The sequence below is a fragment of the Geobacter sp. AOG1 genome, assembly GCF_019972315.1.
Taxonomy (GTDB): domain Bacteria; phylum Desulfobacterota; class Desulfuromonadia; order Geobacterales; family Geobacteraceae; genus Geomobilimonas.
Genome location: NZ_BLIZ01000001.1, coordinates 2,599,103 through 2,614,817 on the forward strand (window position 1 = coordinate 2,599,103; position 15,715 = coordinate 2,614,817).

Here is a 15,715-nt window from a genome sequence, read left to right on the forward strand (position 1 = left end):
GCAGGCTGATTAACTACGGGAGACGGTGACTGTATGCAGGCAAGCAGGCTGGGAGAACTCCTGGTTCGAAATAATCTGATAACCAAAGAACAGCTGGCCAAGGCCCTCGACGAACAGAAGGAATCCTCCGGCCAGCTTCGACTTGGTTCCATTCTCATCAAGAACGGTTTGATCAACGAACCCGATCTTACCTCATTTCTTTCCAAGCAGTATGGTGTTCCCTCGATCAATCTTGCCGAATTCGAAATTGACCCGGCGGTCATCAAGATCATACCGGTCGACATCGCGCAGAAGTACCAGATCGTGCCGGTGAACAGGGCGGGCTCGACCCTCATCATCGCCATGAGTGACCCGTCCAATATCTTCGCCATCGACGACATCAAGTTCATGACCGGGTATAACGTCGAAGTGGTCGTATCTGCAGAAACCGCCATAAAAACGGCCATCGACAAATACTACGACCAGTCCGCATCCCTGGCTGACGTGATGAACGATCTCGAGGGGTTGGAAGACCTCGAAGTAGTCGGGGATGAGGACGATGTTGATGTTTCTTCCCTCGAACGGGCAACGGAAGACGCGCCGGTCGTCAAGCTGGTCAACCTGATACTCACCGATGCCATAAAGAAGAAGGCAAGCGATATTCATATCGAACCCTACGAACGGACGTTCCGTGTCAGGTACCGGATCGACGGGGTTCTCTATGAAGTGATGAAGCCCCCCATGAAGCTCAAGAATGCGATTACGTCGCGTCTCAAGATCATGGCGGAACTGGACATTGCGGAGCGTCGCCTTCCCCAGGACGGACGTATCAAGATCAAAATGGGTGGCGGCAAGGACATGGATTTCCGGGTGTCGGTTCTGCCGACCCTGTTTGGCGAAAAGATCGTCATGCGGCTGCTGGATAAATCCAACCTGCAGCTCGACATGACGAAACTGGGGTATGAGCCGGAAGCCCTTGCCCATTTCCAGAAGGAAATTCACAAACCGTTCGGCATGGTGCTGGTAACCGGGCCAACGGGAAGTGGCAAGACCGTTTCCCTCTATTCCGCATTGTCGGAACTGAACAAGGTTTCAGAAAATATCTCCACAGCCGAAGACCCGGTGGAGTTCAACTTTGCCGGCATCAACCAGGTCCAGATGCATGAAGATATCGGCCTCAATTTTGCCGCTGCCCTGAGATCCTTCCTGCGCCAGGACCCTGACATCATCATGATCGGCGAGATCCGGGACTTCGAGACGGCCGAAATTGGTATCAAGGCAGCCTTGACGGGGCACTTGGTGCTTTCTACCCTCCACACCAACGATGCGCCAGCCACCATCAACCGTCTTCTCAACATGGGGATCGAGCCATTTCTCGTGGCTTCCGCCGTAAATCTCATTACCGCTCAGCGTTTGGCGCGGCGCATCTGCTCCGAATGCAAGGAACCGGAAGATATACCGGTACAGGCCCTGATCGATGCCGGTGTCCCACCGGAAGTGGCACCATCGTACGTCTGCTACAAAGGGGCCGGCTGCGCGAAATGCAACAATACCGGGTACAAGGGGCGCGTCGGTTTTTACCAGGTCATGCCCATGCTGGAGGAAATCCGGGAGCTTATTCTTAACGGTGCCAATACTGCGGAGATCAAACGCGAATCCATGCGCCTCGGCATCAAATCCATGCGGCAGTCGGGATTGACCAAACTCATGGAAGGGGTCACCTCTTTCGAGGAAGTTCTGCGGGTAACCGTGGCGGACGACTAGGAGACGAGAATCAATGGCTAATCTACATCAATTGCTCAAGGAACTCGTGGAACGTGGAGGATCCGACCTTCACATCACCACCAATACCCCTCCTCAGATCCGCGTCGATGGTCAGCTAACGCCGCTGGATTATCCTCCTCTCAATGCAGTTGACACCAAGCAACTCTGCTACAGCGTTCTTACTGATGCACAGAAGCACAAGTACGAAGAAGACAATGAACTCGACCTCTCGTTCGGTGTGAAGGGCCTGTCCCGCTTCAGGGGGAACATGTTCATCCAGCGGGGGGCTGTGGCCGGAGTTTTCCGGGTCATCCCCTATAAAATCCTCACATTTGAGGAGTTGGGCCTCCCGCAGGTAGTCAGGGACCTGGCGGAAAAACCGCGCGGTCTCATCCTTGTCACGGGACCGACGGGGAGTGGCAAATCGACCACACTCGCATCCATTATCGATAAAATCAACATGGATCGTCGCGATCACATCGTCACGATTGAGGATCCCATAGAATACCTCCATCCCCATAAGGGGTGTCTTGTTAACCAGCGTGAGGTTGGCGCTGATACCAAGAGTTTCAAAAACGCACTGAAGTACGTGTTGCGCCAGGACCCGGACGTTGTTCTGGTCGGCGAGTTGCGGGACTTGGAGACCATCGAGGCGGCCCTTACCCTGGCTGAAACGGGGCACCTCTGTTTTGCCACGCTCCACACGAACTCCTGCGCCCAGACCATCAACCGTATCATCGACGTATTCCCTCCCTATCAGCAGACTCAGGTCAGGACCCAGTTGTCCTTCGTGCTGGAAGGTGTGTTGTCCCAGACTCTCATCCCCAAGCTGGGGGGGAAGGGGAGGGCACTGGCCCTTGAAGTCATGGTGCCGAACCCCGCAATCCGCAACCTTGTCCGGGAAGACAAGATTCACCAGATATATTCCCAGATGCAGGTTGGACAGGAGAAGTTCGGCATGCAGACCATGAACCAGTGTCTGATAAACCTTTACCTGAGGCGTATCATCAGTCTCGAAGACGCACTTGGTCGCTCTCCGGAACCAGACGAATTCAAACAGATGGTTGCCAATGCAGGGGCACAGGGACCAAGGCGTCGTCCCTGAGACTGATGATTATGAGGAGGATAGTAAATGCCTAAGTTCAGTTGGGAGGCCAGGGGCAAATCCGGGTCGGTGCAAAAGGGAGTCATGGAAGCCGCTAACCAGGCGTTGGTGGAGGCTCAACTTAAAAAATATGGATTCTCCGGCATAACCATTAAGGCAGAGGGGAAGGGGAAGGGGAAGGGGATAGCGATTCCCGGTTTTGGTGCCAAAAAAGTCAGCACCAAAGATCTGGTTGTGTTCACGCGTCAGTTTGCAACCATGATTGATTCCGGCCTTCCTCTCGTCCAGTGCCTGGAAATCCTTTCCGGACAGCAGGAGAACGCAACCTTTAAGGCCGTGCTGTTCAAGGTAAAAGAGGACGTCGAGAGCGGTTCTACCTTTGCCGATGCCCTTGGCAGGCACCCCAAAGTGTTTGACCAGCTCTACGTGAACCTCGTTGCGGCAGGTGAGGTTGGGGGTATTCTCGATACCATTCTTAATCGGTTGGCCGCCTATATTGAAAAGGCCATGAAGCTGGCAAAACAAGTCAAGGGGGCAATGGTTTACCCGATCACTATTATGTCCATAGCGGTTATCGTCGTGGGGGTTATTCTCGTCTTCGTTATCCCGACCTTTGCTAAGATGTTTGCGGATTTCGGGGGCGAATTGCCGATGCCGACCAAAATTGTTATCGCATTGAGCAATTTTATGAAAAAATACATCATCGTGATGATCGGTGCAGCCTTTGGGATTAAATTTCTCTTCGGCAAGTACTACGCCACGCCTAAGGGGCGAAAGGTCGTTGATACACTGGCCTTGAAAGCCCCCATAGCTGGCCCGCTTATCCGAAAGGTGGCGGTTGCGAAATTTACCCGGACGCTTGGCACCATGATCAGCAGTGGTGTGCCGATCATGGATGGGTTGGAGATCGTCGCCAAGACCGCTGGTAACAAGGTGGTAGAAGAGGCGATATACAATGTCCGTCAGGCGATTTCTGAAGGGAAGACCATGGCTGAACCCCTTGCCGCATGCGGTGTGTTTCCCCCCATGGTGGTGCAGATGATCTCGGTCGGCGAGGCGACGGGTGCCATGGATGCCATGCTCAACAAGATCGCCGATTTCTACGACGATGAGGTGGATGATGCCGTTGGCGCCATGACTTCCATGATGGAGCCGTTGCTCATGGTGTTCCTCGGAACAGCGGTCGGCGGTCTAGTAATCGCCATGTACCTGCCGATCTTCAAACTTGCCGGTGCAGTTGGCGGCTAGTCGTGGATGAAAAAAGAAGATTAGGCTGGTTCATCTTCTTCAGGATACTGGTGGTGTCAGTTCTGCTTGGCTCCACCATTATCCTGGATTTTGATGAAGCGGGAAGTTCTTTGTACCCGTCACAGGTGACTGTTGTCCGGCTTATCATTGCCACCTACCTATTTTCCTTCGGCTCCTATCTCTTTCTCAAATTTACCGACAGATTCACGCGCTTTCTTACCTACCTCCAGATAATCTGGGACCTGATTTTCGTTACTCTGCTGCTCCTCATAACGGGGGGGATCACCTCTCCGTATTCCTTTTTCTACTTTCTCTCCATTATCAATGCCAGCGTGCTGCTGGCCCGCAGGGAAGCATATTATACTGCTTCACTCTGCGGTATTCTGTATGGTGCAATTCTCGATTTTCAGTATTTCGGCAGGCTCATAGACATGGGGCTCAGCCCGGTTCCAGCCCAGCAACTTGGTGCAAAGTTCGTTTTCTCCACGATTTTTCTCAATTTTGGCGCGTTTTATCTTACGGCATTTCTCACCGGCTATCTTGCCGAGCGGGCACAGAGAAGTGAATCTGCACTCAAGAAAAAAGTCATCGATTTTGAAGAGCTGGAGCGGCTGAACAGTTCAATCGTTTCAAACCTTGGTAGTGGTCTGCTTACCATCACAAATGAGGGAAAGGTGAGGGTTTTCAACCGGTACGTCCAGCAATTGACCGGTGTAAGTCTGGAAGATGCCTATGACCGACCGCTCTGTGAAATCATTACTCCCTTTGAAAAGTATGGAGATGGCGTATTGACTCCTCTGACGGGAGAGGTGGAATATTTTTCTGATCAAGGGACGAAGCTCATCATAGGGTTCAAGTCCGTGCCGTTGACGGATATGCAAGGAAATCGACAGGGAGCGATCATTAACCTGCTTGATCTCACGCAGATCAAGCGAATGGAGGCCGAGTTGAAAAAGGCCGACAGGCTCGCTGCCATTGGGGAACTGTCCGCACGCATTGCCCATGAAATCAGAAATCCGCTAGCAGCCATAAGCGGATCAGTCCAGTTGATAGCCCAAGGGGCCGCCATTTCAGATGGCGACAAACGTCTCCTGACTATTGTAGAGCGTGAATCAGACCGATTGAATCTGTTGATAAGCGATTTCCTTGCCTATGCCCGACCTGCGGCCCCTGAGAAAACAACTGTAGTGCTCCATAATTTTATCAAGGAGATGCAGTCCCTTGTCAGCGCAGACAGCCGTTTTGAACGGGTTGCCCTACGGAATGACTGTCCTCCAGGAATAGCGATTGCCATTGACAGGGACCAGTTCAAGCAGGTTTTCTGGAATCTTCTGGTGAATGCGGCCGATGCTATGCCTGATGGGGGTACGGTAACGTTTACTGCGATCGATGATGCTGTGAACGGTGAAAATCTGGGAAACGATTTTGTTAAAGTTGTCGTCGAGGATAACGGTATAGGTATGGATGAACGGGTTATGGGTAGTGTATTCGAACCATTTTTTACGACGAAAAATGGAGGAACCGGACTTGGGCTGGCGACGGTCTACAGGATTATCCAGTCCCATGGCGGCTCCCTGCACATTGAGAGCAATCTGGGTTCGGGGTCGAGATTTACGATTTTGATTCCCAAGTAAGCATAAAGGTGTCCATCACATGCAAACCAGAATACTAGTTGTAGACGATGAATTGAGCATGAGGGAGTTTCTTACCATTCTTCTTGAGAGGGAAGGGTATGTAACGGATGCGGCGGAAAATGCGGAAGCGGCCATCGCCCAGTTTGAGACCAATAGTTATGATATAGTGATATCTGATGTGAATATGCCCGGGCTGGACGGGTTACAGTTACTGGAGCGTATCAAGACCGATGCACCGGACACGGCGGTCCTGCTCGTCACTGCATTTTCCACCGCCGAACAGGCGGTGGAAGCTATGAAGTGCGGAGCCTACGACTACATTGCCAAACCGTTCAAAGTTGAAGAAATTAAGGTTCTGGTAAGGAACGCCCTCGAAAAACGGAGCCTCACACGGGAAAATGTGCGCCTGAAGCAGGCGATCGAGGAGCGCTACAGTTTCAGCGGCATTATTGGCAAGAGTCGGATAATGCGAGATGTGTACACGGTTATCGAAAAGGTTGCGGCGAGCAACGTCAACGTTCTCATCTCGGGGGAAAGCGGCACCGGCAAAGAACTTGTGGCCAAGGCCATTCATTACAACGGCTTACGTAGGGATAAGTCTTTTGTAGCGGTCAACTGTGGTGCCATCCCCGAGACACTTATGGAAAGCGAATTCTTCGGTCACAAAAAAGGCTCCTTCACGGGGGCTGTGTCGGACCGTGCCGGTCTGTTTGAACAGGCCGAAGGGGGAACGCTTTTTCTTGACGAGATCGGGGAAGTCCCCATCCAGTTGCAGGCGAAACTTTTGAGGGTGTTGCAGGAACGCTGCTTCAGAAGGATTGGCGGGACCGAAGAGAGTAGCGCAGATGTGCGGATCATTGCGGCATCCAACCGAGACCTGTTGGAACAGGTGAAAGAGGGGCAGTTCCGGGAGGATCTCTACTACCGTGTGAATGTAGTTCAAGTGCAGTTGCCGGCACTCAGGGAGCGGCCGGAGGACATCCCCCTGCTCGTAGAGCATTTCTATCGCAAGTTTATCCAGCAGCCGGTTCAGGGGGTAATAATTGCCCCCGATGCGCTGAAGGGCCTGATGGAATACCCTTTTCCCGGCAATGTCCGAGAGCTTGAAAACCTGGTAGAAAGATGCCTGGTCCTGGGAGACAGGACAATTACCTGCGAATGCCTTCCCCCCATCATTACCAGAGGCGAAAAGGCGCTACAACCGGTCGGTATTGAAGTGATACCTATCGAAGGGATGGATCTTGAAAGGTACCTTGACGGGATCGAGAAGCGTTTTCTTCTGCAGGCACTGGAGAAAAGCGGCGGTGTTAAGAAAAAGGCGGCTGAACTTCTCGGTTTGAGCTTCCGTTCGTTTCGCTACCGGCTGGCAAAGTTTGGTATGGATGAAGAGTGATGGGTGCGACTGACAAATATTGTCATCGTCCGGTGACGGTTTTGGCGCGTTGGTGCCCATTGATTCAGGTTGGTTAAGGTAACATGTTGTTTTGACAGAGGCTAAATTGTTTTAGGTTTTGGTATGAGGGTTGCATTGTTACTGGCAAATGCGGTTTTTTTGCGTACTAGCGATCACACAGTACGACACCACGTTGTACTACACCCCGAAAGGAGAAAAAACATGTTAAACAAGTTGAGAAGCACCCAAGGCTTCACCCTCATCGAGCTCTTGATCGTCGTCGCGATCATCGGCATCCTGGCGGCTATTGCCATCCCGCAGTTTTCTGCATATCGTATGAAGGGTTACAACGCCGCAGCCAACAGTGACTTGAAAAACTCGAAAACCGGTATGGAAGCCTATATGTCTGATCGCCAGGCCTATCCGGTAGCTTTGGATGCCCGTTAATTTTTTTCAGCAATCAATTTACCAGAAAACCATAGAACTGGAGGAAAACATGAAAAGGATACTCGCAATAACAGCTTCTTTATCGCTCGCATTTGCAGGGACTGCCATGGCTGCTGCATTAACGAGCGGCTCGGTCACTACAACTGATGGCCTGCAGATTTTTGGTGGTATCAGTTCCAGCGACGCGGCAAGTACGACCACTTCCACCATGATTGGTAAATTATCCAAGGGTGTGAAATTTGGTGTTAACTATTCAAATACCGGCTATGCAGCTGACACTAAGCATAACAGCGGCAATACTGCTTACGGCACCTCTAATGATGCAACAGCTATCTACAAGTCGGAAATCGGTCTTGCAACCGCCCTGACAGCACCGTCCAGCCCTGACGTTTCTTCTTTCAACTCATGGACAGCGATGTAATTTTTTTATAGGCAGTTAGTTTAAATGCGGGGTGTTTCGACACCCCGTTTTTTTTGCATATCAACGTACCGATAGTGAGAATGTATCGAGGAAACTAGCATGATGGATATTATTCGGATTACCTTGAAAGGTATCTTCCGTGACCGAGTGTTTCAGGGAATCATGGCCCTGGGTGTCCTATTTCTTTTTATCCCCTCCGCGGCGTCGCTTTCCATGCGTCAGGTAACGGAACTATCGATCACACTTTCATTGTCGCTGATTTCGTTCATCCTTTTGCTGTTGGCAGTTTTTCTCGGGGCCACTTCGCTCTGGAAAGATATGGAACGGCGATACATGGTGAGTGTCATCAGTCTGCCCATCAGCCGTAGTTCCTACCTCTTGGGGCGTTTTTTCGGCTTGGCGCTCTTTTTGATCCTTACCTCGACCGTTCTGGGTGTCGTGGCGGGCGTGATGATAAAGCTGGCATCGGGGATCTACCCTTCCGACAGGCCGATCATCTGGAGTTGGTACGTGCTGGCGATCGTGTTTGCCACTCTCAAATACATCTTGCTGATAGCCGTTGCCATGCTGCTTTCAACCGTGAGCACTTCATTTTTTCTGCCTATCTTCGGGACAATCTGTGTCTTTCTTGCCAGCGGCATAACCCAACAGGTATATGAGTATGTCCATTCACCGATTTCGGCGCAAACTGTTTCGCCGTTTTTAAAGACCGTTTCCTCTCTGGTCTATTATATCCTGCCCAATTTGGCCGGATTCGATCTTAAGGTGAACGCCATTTACAGCATTCCGCCAAATCCGGCGGGGCTTGTGCTGACGGGCGCTTACTTCATTGTCTATACCGTCGCCTTACTAGGTGGCTCGGCGCTCCTGTTCAACCGGAGAGAGATAGGATGAGACGGCTAACCTTTCCTGTCTGCCTTCTGGTAACGGGGGTGCTGGGGTACTGCATATTGATAGGCCCCTTTACTTCTTACATGCGCAACAAGCCGATTGAGGAGAAACTCGGGTTTGTTCCGAGCATAAAATTGATCAAACCTCTCAGTGCCGACCAGCAAGAGCTTGCAGGGGCTGCACTGGTGATGAAGGTGTTGATGTATTATGGAGGGACACTCGGCAAGGCTCAGGCTGGGAAGATAGTCAGTGAATCTATTGACCTGATGGGTATGTCACGCATGTTGCATGGTGCTGTTAAACTCGACCCATACAACATGGATGCCTACTATTTTGCACAGGGATTTCTGACATGGGACGCCAAGCAATTCAAAGTCGCCAATAATTTACTTGAGTACGGCATGCAGTACCGCACCTGGGACTGGTATCTCCCTTTTTTTGCCGGGTTCAACTATGCATACTTTCTTAAAGACTATTCTAATGCGGCGCGTTACTATCAAAAGGCGGGTTTGTTGAGTAACAACAACCTGCATATACAGCTTGCCGGACGTTATATGCAGGAATCAGGTCAGACGGATCTGGCCATTTCCTATTTAGCAGCTATGGAACAGAATGAGAAGAATGCGGTTCTCAAGGAGGGATACCGGATCAGGTTGGCGGCTTTTCGCGAGGTTCGCCGGATTGAGCAGGCCCGGGACCGTTTTAAGGAGCTTAAAGGGATGATGCCGCGTTCTCTGGAACAGTTGATTCAATCGGGACTGTTGTCCCCAGTGCCCGTTGACCCCTATGGTGGAAGATTCTATCTCGAATCAAGCGGCAAGGTTGTCAGCACCAGCAAGTTTGCCTTTGCAACACAACACAAGTGAGGACAGCAGATGTTTGCGATTGATATTCAGGGGCTCAGCAAAAGTTACAAGACCAAGAGGCATCTGACGGTTAATGCGTTGAAAGAACTGACTCTGTCGGTTGAACAGGGTGAGGTTTTTGGTTTTCTAGGGCCAAACGGCGCGGGTAAATCTACCACAATAAAATGCCTCTTGGGGCTTATCAGGCCGACATCAGGCACTGCGACCATTATGGGTGATTCCGTCACCGGGGATAACTATCGGCGCAAGGTGGGCTATTTACCTGAGAATCCAGCTTTTTATGACTATCTGGGCGCCGAGGAATACCTTTTGTTTGTAGGCCGGATATTTAAAATGCAAGAGGAACTGCTGGCCCGGCGCACCGTTGATTGTTTGAAGTTGCTTGAGTTGTGGGATGCCCGTAAGCGCCCTTTGCGCAGTTACAGTAAAGGGATGGTGCAACGGTTGGGACTGGCCCAGGTATTGCTTCACGACCCCGATGTCTATATCCTAGACGAGCCGATGAGCGGTCTTGACCCGATCGGCAGGGCTTTGGTGAAGGATATCATCCTGGATCTGAAAAGGCGGGGTAAATGTGTTTTCTTCAGTACCCATATTACCGATGATGTTGAGAAGGTCTGCGATCGGGTGGCTATCATCAATAGGGGGATGCTCCAGGTTGTCGACAAGGTTGATAATATTCTCCAACAAGGGATTGAAGGTTATGATGTGCGCACAACTGCCGCCAACGGTCAGGTTGAAGAACTTTTTATAGAAAAGAATGCGTTGCAATCATTTATCCAGCAATCTATCAATAACCAAACGTCGATTGAGAGAATTGAACCTCGCAGAAAGAATATTGAGGCCTTTTTCCTGGATGTTGTGGCTCAACAATAATTCTCGTATACAGCGTTTACTTTGTCCCGTTCTGCTGGTAGCCGTATCCCTGGCCATCTATTATCCGGCCCTGTCGAGCGGCATTCATCCGGTTGATGACTCTGGCATTATCGATTTTTATTCATCTTCCCCATCGTTGATTCAAATCCTGCTCCCCACCAATAACAGCTATTACTACCGCCCGGTCATTGAACTTTCCTTCTACCTTGACAATCTGCTTTGGAACATGAATTCGCAGGCTATGCATCTGGAAAATATCCTGCTGCATTGCGCCAACTGTCTGCTGGTATATCTGTTGATTTTAAAGATCGCGGGCAAGGATACTGGGTTAAATTCGTGGAGCACTTTCCTGGCTACGCTCTGGTTTGCGTTGCTGCCCGTCAATGTTGAGCCTGTTGTCTGGATTGCGGGGAGAACAGACCTGCTGCTTGCTTTGTGTATTCTTTCTGCCTTTTATTTCTGGCTATGCTGGCTGGAAAGCCCCTCATGGCAAAATTTTGCAGTAACAGTAATACTGTTCTGCAGCGCCCTGCTCACAAAAGAAACAGCCCTTGCTTTCTGTGGCGTCGCCATGGTTTTCGCCTTTACCTGGCCTGGTTCAGCAACGCTTCGACAACGTCTCACCTCAATCGCCGCTGTAGTTGTGCCTTGTTTACTGCTTTTCATCGTTGTTTTAGCCTTAAAAAAGAATGCCAGCGGTTTCAGTAGACTCATGGCAGTTACCGACCTAAATTTTGTGGGGGCTAGCAAGGATCTACTTGCCGCCCTCGGTTTTTACCTGACAAAATTGATTATTCCCGTGCCACTCAACTTCGCTATCACCGAAGTTCATCCGGCTTATTTTTGGGGAGGGGCATTGTTTGCCCCTGCATTATGGTGGTTGTATGCCCGTAAACGCGTAGCCGCTACTCTGTTCATTTCAGCAACAATTATGCTCATACCGCCTCTGGCGCTTGCTATCCGGCATATCGCTTGGACTCCTGTTGCCGAGCGTTATCTGTACCTGCCCGCAGCCTTCTGTGCTATAGGATTAGCTTGCATACTCGCAAGAGGAGTGAAAAAATACGGAAATAGGGTTATTATACTCCTGCTGCTTATACTCTGTGGATATGCCGTCGTCAGCGTGCAGCGCACGCTGCTTTGGAACGATAAGGAGGCATTTTACCAGGATGCAATAGCAAAATCTCCCGGTTTCGGCTCGCTGTATAATGACTTGGGAGGTGTGTTTCTCCGCAAGCACGAGTTTGAGAAGGCATCAGAAGCATTTGCCATGGCGGACCGTTTGAATAAAAGAGAATCGATGCGTCTGCTGATAAAGGCTAATATGATGCTTGTTCTACTGGCACAGGAAAACTACGAGGGCGTCAGGGAGACGTTTTTCCATCTGTTCAAAGACAAGAGAGAAGCATCCGCCGACGCACTTGAAATTCTCTATAGGGCAGATAGCAGAAGGATGAACCAACTTTCCGGCAAGGATAAATCTTTCATGGCAACAGACCTGCTGGAGACTCTCGATGTGCTGTACAATAAAAGATGCGATCCCTTCTGGTTGTATAGAAGCGGGCAGATGGCGGTGATTGTAGGAGACGAATCCAGGGCTGCAACTTATTTCCGCCGCGCTTATAGTGATGCGCCGCTTGGTGCACACTACAAACAAGCTGCTAAAACTTACCTTCAACGGTTGGAGTCCGCACAATGATGGCAGCATACCTAACTATGCTGCGGCCTGTACAGTGGCTTAAGAACCTGATGATCTTCTTCCCGCCGTTGCTGGCAGGCCAGATTGTGATGCCAGATGTCCTGGGCAAAGGATTGTCGACTTTTTGTGCTTTTTGCCTTATGTCCAGTGCAGGGTATGTTTTCAATGACCTGCTTGACCGTGAAAGGGATCTTAATCACCCCCGGAAGCGTTTTCGCCCTGTGCCATCCGGGGTTATTAACGTTCAATCGGCATGCATAAGTGCGATCTTGTTATGTGTTCTCAGCCTACTGTTGGCCTGGCTGGTTTCGTACAGAATTTTGCCGTATTTGGCGGGGTATGCAGTTGTTTCTGTTTTGTATTCTTTATTTTTGAAACATATTCCTATTGTTGATCTTTTCGGAATCTCGGCGGGCTTCTTGATCCGTCTCCAAGCCGGTGGCGAACTCTTCCAGATACCCATTTCCCCGTGGCTCTTCCTTACAGTATTTCTGTTATCAGTTTTTTTAAGCACAGGCAAACGACTGAGCGAGTCCCTGTCGTTAGGGGTTCACGCCGGTAAACATCGCACCAGTCTTTCTCGCTATCCTGAAGGTTTTCTTGCAGGAACCATGTATATGACTGGCACAGTGGTTTTGGTGACCTACGCCATGTACACATTGAATAAGCACAAACTGCTCTATTCTGTACCTCTTTGTCTGTTCGGATTGCTGCGTTTTATTCTGCGCGTAACTTCAGGAAAGGGAGGCGATCCGACTGAGGCATTACTAAATGACAGTCTGCTTTTACTTGTGGGACTATTATGGGTAGCTTTGGTTGTTTGGAGCATCTATCTGTGAAACGTGTTTATATTATTCTGGTCAACTGGAATGGCTGGCGTGACACGCTAGAATGTATGAATAGTTTAATGCGTCTTACCTACTCTGACTTCAGGATAATAATTTGCGATAATGCCTCCAGTGATGATTCACGAGGGCAGATAAAGAATTGGGCTACGCGAAACAACCTGCCATATGCTGAATATCAGTGTCCTCTGACTGACGTCGGTGGTACTGCACATCTTGATCCCTTACTGACACTAATTGCTACGAATAGAAACCTTGGCTTTGCAGCTGGCAACAACGTCGGAATGCGTTATGCGCTGGCCCGAGATGATGCCGCCTACTGCTGGTTGCTTAACAACGATACGATTGTAGAACCGGATGCTCTCGAGCACTTGGTGTCCCGTATGCGTGGGGATGAATCCATTGGTATTTGTGGTTCAACCATCCGTCTGTATCACGACCGGGAACGGATACAGGCGCTGGGTGGCGGTTATTATTGCCGTTGGATCGGATTGCCCTGGCACTACGGACGTTTTTTCAAACGATGGGACGGAACAGTCAATCAGCTACGCGCTGAATCATGGATGAACTACGTTGAAGGCGCCTCCATGTTGGTATCACGGCAGTTTTTAGAACGGGTTGGATACATGAGCGAAGACTACTTTCTCTATTTCGAGGAGGCTGACTGGGCTCTTCGCGCTAAGAACCAGTTCAGATTGGGTTATGCTCCGCAAAGTATTATTTACCACAAGGTTGGCGGGAGTATTGGTACGTGTAGCAACCCCCTGAATAAAAGTTCCGTTTGTGATTATTACAACATTCGTAACCGAATCCGATTCACAAGGAGATTTTACCCAGCATTGCTTCCGATGGTCTATCTGGTACTTGTTGGTGAATGTATGATCCGTTTGCTCAGCGCGAGGTGGGAACGTGCTTTTATGATCCTGGGTCTGATGCTGCAAAGAGGGGCAGATCTGGAGAAAAGACCATGAGAATTTCGATTGTGTCGGTGTGCCTCAATGCCGAGAGGCACATAGGCCAGATGCTTGAAACGGTGTCTGCCCAAACGTGGCACGATGTCGAACATATAGTAATTGACGGAGGTTCGTCGGACAACACACTTGGGATTGTTCGGGATGCGGCGAATAGGAATCAGAATTTGCACTGGATCAGCGAACCAGATAATGGCATAAGTGATGCCATGAACAAGGGACTTGAATTGGCAACCGGCGAAGTGGTTGGTTTTTTGCATGCTGATGACTATTATCCTGATAATGAGGTGCTAGGCAGAGTGGTGAGAGCATTTGAGAACAACCCTGAGACGGAATGGCTTTCGGGTGGGATTCATCACGTTGATGGCGGTGGCCGCATTATAAGGGTGTTGCCGGTACGGCGCTGGTCTTTTCGTAGACTGTTACGGGGCAACATCCTGTTTCATCCGGCTACATTCATAAGGCGGAGTGTCTTTAAAACGGTTGGAGGATTTGATACGACGCTCCGTTTTGCCATGGATTATGATCTGTGGTTGCGGGTCGGTGCACGATCGACTCCGTACCTGCTGGATCGAACATTGGCTTGTTTCAGAATACACGACGACAGTCTGTCTGTGCGGCAGGTTGATGATGCTTTCAGGGAGGAGTTTGGCGTGCGTTGCCGATATCTTCAGGGGAAACCTGTTCAAAGAATACTGCACCGTTGCTATTTCGGCCTTAAGTTTCTACCCAACCGCTTGAGTGTAAGATGATAATTCTGGGGCAAACATATGGTCAACTCGGCAATCGACTTGCCTACCTAAGGACGTATCTCTCGTTTGCTCTTGAATATAAAGTCAAGATATTAAACCTTGCTTTTGACGAATATGGAAAATACTTTGTATGTTCAAATGGCAGGATGATCACCTTACCGCTTGTCATGTCGGTGGTTTTTAGAAAAATTCTCCTGTTTCTCGTGCGATTCGGTATTTGTAATAAGAATAGTTCGTGGTTATCCGTTATGGAGCCTGACAACACGGGAATCATTGATCTGAAGGACTCAAACACCATTCATGCTTGCGCTCACAATAATGTATTAACTTATAATGGCTGGCCTGTAACGGATTTCATGATTTTAAAGAAGCATGACGACCAGATTAAAAACTTTTTTACTCCTGTTGATACTATTCTTAATAAGGTACGGCTGTTTCTGGAACAGGCCCGTTGTGCTTGTGATGTTCTTGTAGGCATACATATACGCCAAGGAGACTATAGAGAATGGGATGATGGCAGGCATTTTTTCCATACACATGAGTATGTTTCCATCATGTCCAGATTACTCGATATGCACAAAGGACGCCGTGTCAGATTCGTTATTTCGAGCAATGAAGAACAAGACTGGGACCTGTTTGCAGGGTTTGATTACAGAAAAGCACCAGGCAGTGCCGTGGAGGATTTGTATATACTAGCCGGTTGCGATGAAATTTATGGGCCTCAGAGTTCTTTTTCAGGATGGGCATCCTATTTTGGCAGTGTTCCGCTGTGCTGGATTAGGACTCCTGAGGATTTTGATAGGGCTGTTAAGGTGATGGAATAA

15 protein-coding genes are annotated in these 15,715 nt (G+C 49.8%); all 15 read left to right on the forward strand.

Going from position 1 to position 15,715, the window contains the following annotated elements; all coding sequences use genetic code 11:
• Positions 1-33 precede the first annotated feature (33 nt).
• Positions 34-1,743, forward strand: coding sequence for a type IV-A pilus assembly ATPase PilB (gene pilB, locus LDN04_RS11805; RefSeq protein WP_223910627.1), 1,710 nt, complete (start codon positions 34-36; stop codon positions 1,741-1,743).
• Positions 1,744-1,756: 13 nt separating this feature from the next.
• Positions 1,757-2,848 (forward strand): type IV pilus twitching motility protein PilT, encoded by a 1,092-nt coding sequence (locus tag LDN04_RS11810; protein ID WP_223910630.1) that lies wholly within the window; start codon positions 1,757-1,759, stop codon positions 2,846-2,848.
• 27 nt (positions 2,849-2,875) lie between these two features.
• Positions 2,876-4,096, forward strand: a complete 1,221-nt coding sequence (locus LDN04_RS11815; RefSeq protein WP_223910632.1) for a type II secretion system F family protein — start codon at positions 2,876-2,878, stop codon at positions 4,094-4,096.
• A gap of 2 nt (positions 4,097-4,098) precedes the next feature.
• The gene (locus LDN04_RS11820; protein WP_223910635.1) at positions 4,099-5,730 is read left to right on the forward strand and encodes a nitrogen regulation protein NR(II); all 1,632 of its coding nucleotides are present in this window, start codon (positions 4,099-4,101) and stop codon (positions 5,728-5,730) included.
• 19 nt (positions 5,731-5,749) lie between these two features.
• Entirely contained in the window at positions 5,750-7,123 is a 1,374-nt protein-coding gene (locus tag LDN04_RS11825) for a sigma-54 dependent transcriptional regulator (RefSeq protein WP_223910638.1), read from the forward strand.
• Positions 7,124-7,345: 222 nt separating this feature from the next.
• The gene (locus LDN04_RS16895; RefSeq protein WP_276572187.1) at positions 7,346-7,570 is read left to right on the forward strand and encodes a type IV pilin protein; all 225 of its coding nucleotides are present in this window, start codon (positions 7,346-7,348) and stop codon (positions 7,568-7,570) included.
• A 49-nt stretch (positions 7,571-7,619) separates the two neighbouring features.
• Complete coding sequence (locus tag LDN04_RS11835) at positions 7,620-7,991, forward strand: hypothetical protein (protein WP_223910641.1); 372 nt, start codon at positions 7,620-7,622, stop codon at positions 7,989-7,991.
• Positions 7,992-8,090: 99 nt separating this feature from the next.
• Positions 8,091-8,885: an ABC transporter permease gene (locus LDN04_RS11840; RefSeq protein WP_223910644.1), complete on the forward strand. Its 795-nt coding sequence runs from the start codon at positions 8,091-8,093 to the stop codon at positions 8,883-8,885.
• An 80-nt stretch (positions 8,886-8,965) separates the two neighbouring features.
• Positions 8,966-9,748: a hypothetical protein gene (locus tag LDN04_RS11845; RefSeq protein ID WP_276572188.1), complete on the forward strand. Its 783-nt coding sequence runs from the start codon at positions 8,966-8,968 to the stop codon at positions 9,746-9,748.
• A 9-nt stretch (positions 9,749-9,757) separates the two neighbouring features.
• On the forward strand, positions 9,758-10,624 hold the full coding sequence (locus LDN04_RS11850) for an ABC transporter ATP-binding protein (protein WP_223910649.1): 867 nt from the start codon (positions 9,758-9,760) through the stop codon (positions 10,622-10,624).
• A complete protein-coding gene (locus LDN04_RS11855; protein ID WP_223910652.1) occupies positions 10,605-12,323 on the forward strand; it encodes a glycosyltransferase family 39 protein in 1,719 nt (572 codons plus the stop codon). The genes LDN04_RS11850 and LDN04_RS11855 overlap by 20 nt, the downstream gene beginning before the upstream one ends.
• Entirely contained in the window at positions 12,320-13,162 is an 843-nt protein-coding gene (locus LDN04_RS11860) for a decaprenyl-phosphate phosphoribosyltransferase (protein ID WP_223910656.1), read from the forward strand. The genes LDN04_RS11855 and LDN04_RS11860 overlap by 4 nt, the downstream gene beginning before the upstream one ends.
• Complete coding sequence (locus tag LDN04_RS11865) at positions 13,159-14,139, forward strand: glycosyltransferase family 2 protein (RefSeq protein WP_223910659.1); 981 nt, start codon at positions 13,159-13,161, stop codon at positions 14,137-14,139. The genes LDN04_RS11860 and LDN04_RS11865 overlap by 4 nt, the downstream gene beginning before the upstream one ends.
• A complete protein-coding gene (locus LDN04_RS11870; RefSeq protein ID WP_223910662.1) occupies positions 14,136-14,891 on the forward strand; it encodes a glycosyltransferase family 2 protein in 756 nt (251 codons plus the stop codon). The genes LDN04_RS11865 and LDN04_RS11870 overlap by 4 nt, the downstream gene beginning before the upstream one ends.
• Positions 14,888-15,715, forward strand: a complete 828-nt coding sequence (locus LDN04_RS11875; protein ID WP_223910665.1) for an alpha-1,2-fucosyltransferase — start codon at positions 14,888-14,890, stop codon at positions 15,713-15,715. Before LDN04_RS11870 ends, LDN04_RS11875 begins: the two co-directional genes overlap by 4 nt.

Bases quoted from the DNA above. Each gene is read 5' to 3' on its own strand.
- LDN04_RS11870 (WP_223910662.1), top strand. From the start codon at position 14,136: ATGAGAATTTCGATTGTGTCGGTGTGCCTCAATGCCGAGAGGCACATA.
- LDN04_RS11860 (WP_223910656.1), top strand. From the start codon at position 12,320: ATGATGGCAGCATACCTAACTATGCTGCGGCCTGTACAGTGGCTTAAG.
- LDN04_RS11875 (WP_223910665.1), top strand. From the start codon at position 14,888: ATGATAATTCTGGGGCAAACATATGGTCAACTCGGCAATCGACTTGCC.
- LDN04_RS11845 (WP_276572188.1), top strand. From the start codon at position 8,966: ATGCGCAACAAGCCGATTGAGGAGAAACTCGGGTTTGTTCCGAGCATA.
- LDN04_RS11835 (WP_223910641.1), top strand. From the start codon at position 7,620: ATGAAAAGGATACTCGCAATAACAGCTTCTTTATCGCTCGCATTTGCA.
- LDN04_RS11810 (WP_223910630.1), top strand. From the start codon at position 1,757: ATGGCTAATCTACATCAATTGCTCAAGGAACTCGTGGAACGTGGAGGA.
- LDN04_RS16895 (WP_276572187.1), top strand. From the start codon at position 7,346: ATGTTAAACAAGTTGAGAAGCACCCAAGGCTTCACCCTCATCGAGCTC.
- LDN04_RS11855 (WP_223910652.1), top strand. From the start codon at position 10,605: ATGTTGTGGCTCAACAATAATTCTCGTATACAGCGTTTACTTTGTCCC.
- LDN04_RS11840 (WP_223910644.1), top strand. From the start codon at position 8,091: ATGATGGATATTATTCGGATTACCTTGAAAGGTATCTTCCGTGACCGA.
- LDN04_RS11825 (WP_223910638.1), top strand. From the start codon at position 5,750: ATGCAAACCAGAATACTAGTTGTAGACGATGAATTGAGCATGAGGGAG.
- LDN04_RS11815 (WP_223910632.1), top strand. From the start codon at position 2,876: ATGCCTAAGTTCAGTTGGGAGGCCAGGGGCAAATCCGGGTCGGTGCAA.
- LDN04_RS11850 (WP_223910649.1), top strand. From the start codon at position 9,758: ATGTTTGCGATTGATATTCAGGGGCTCAGCAAAAGTTACAAGACCAAG.
- pilB (WP_223910627.1), top strand. From the start codon at position 34: ATGCAGGCAAGCAGGCTGGGAGAACTCCTGGTTCGAAATAATCTGATA.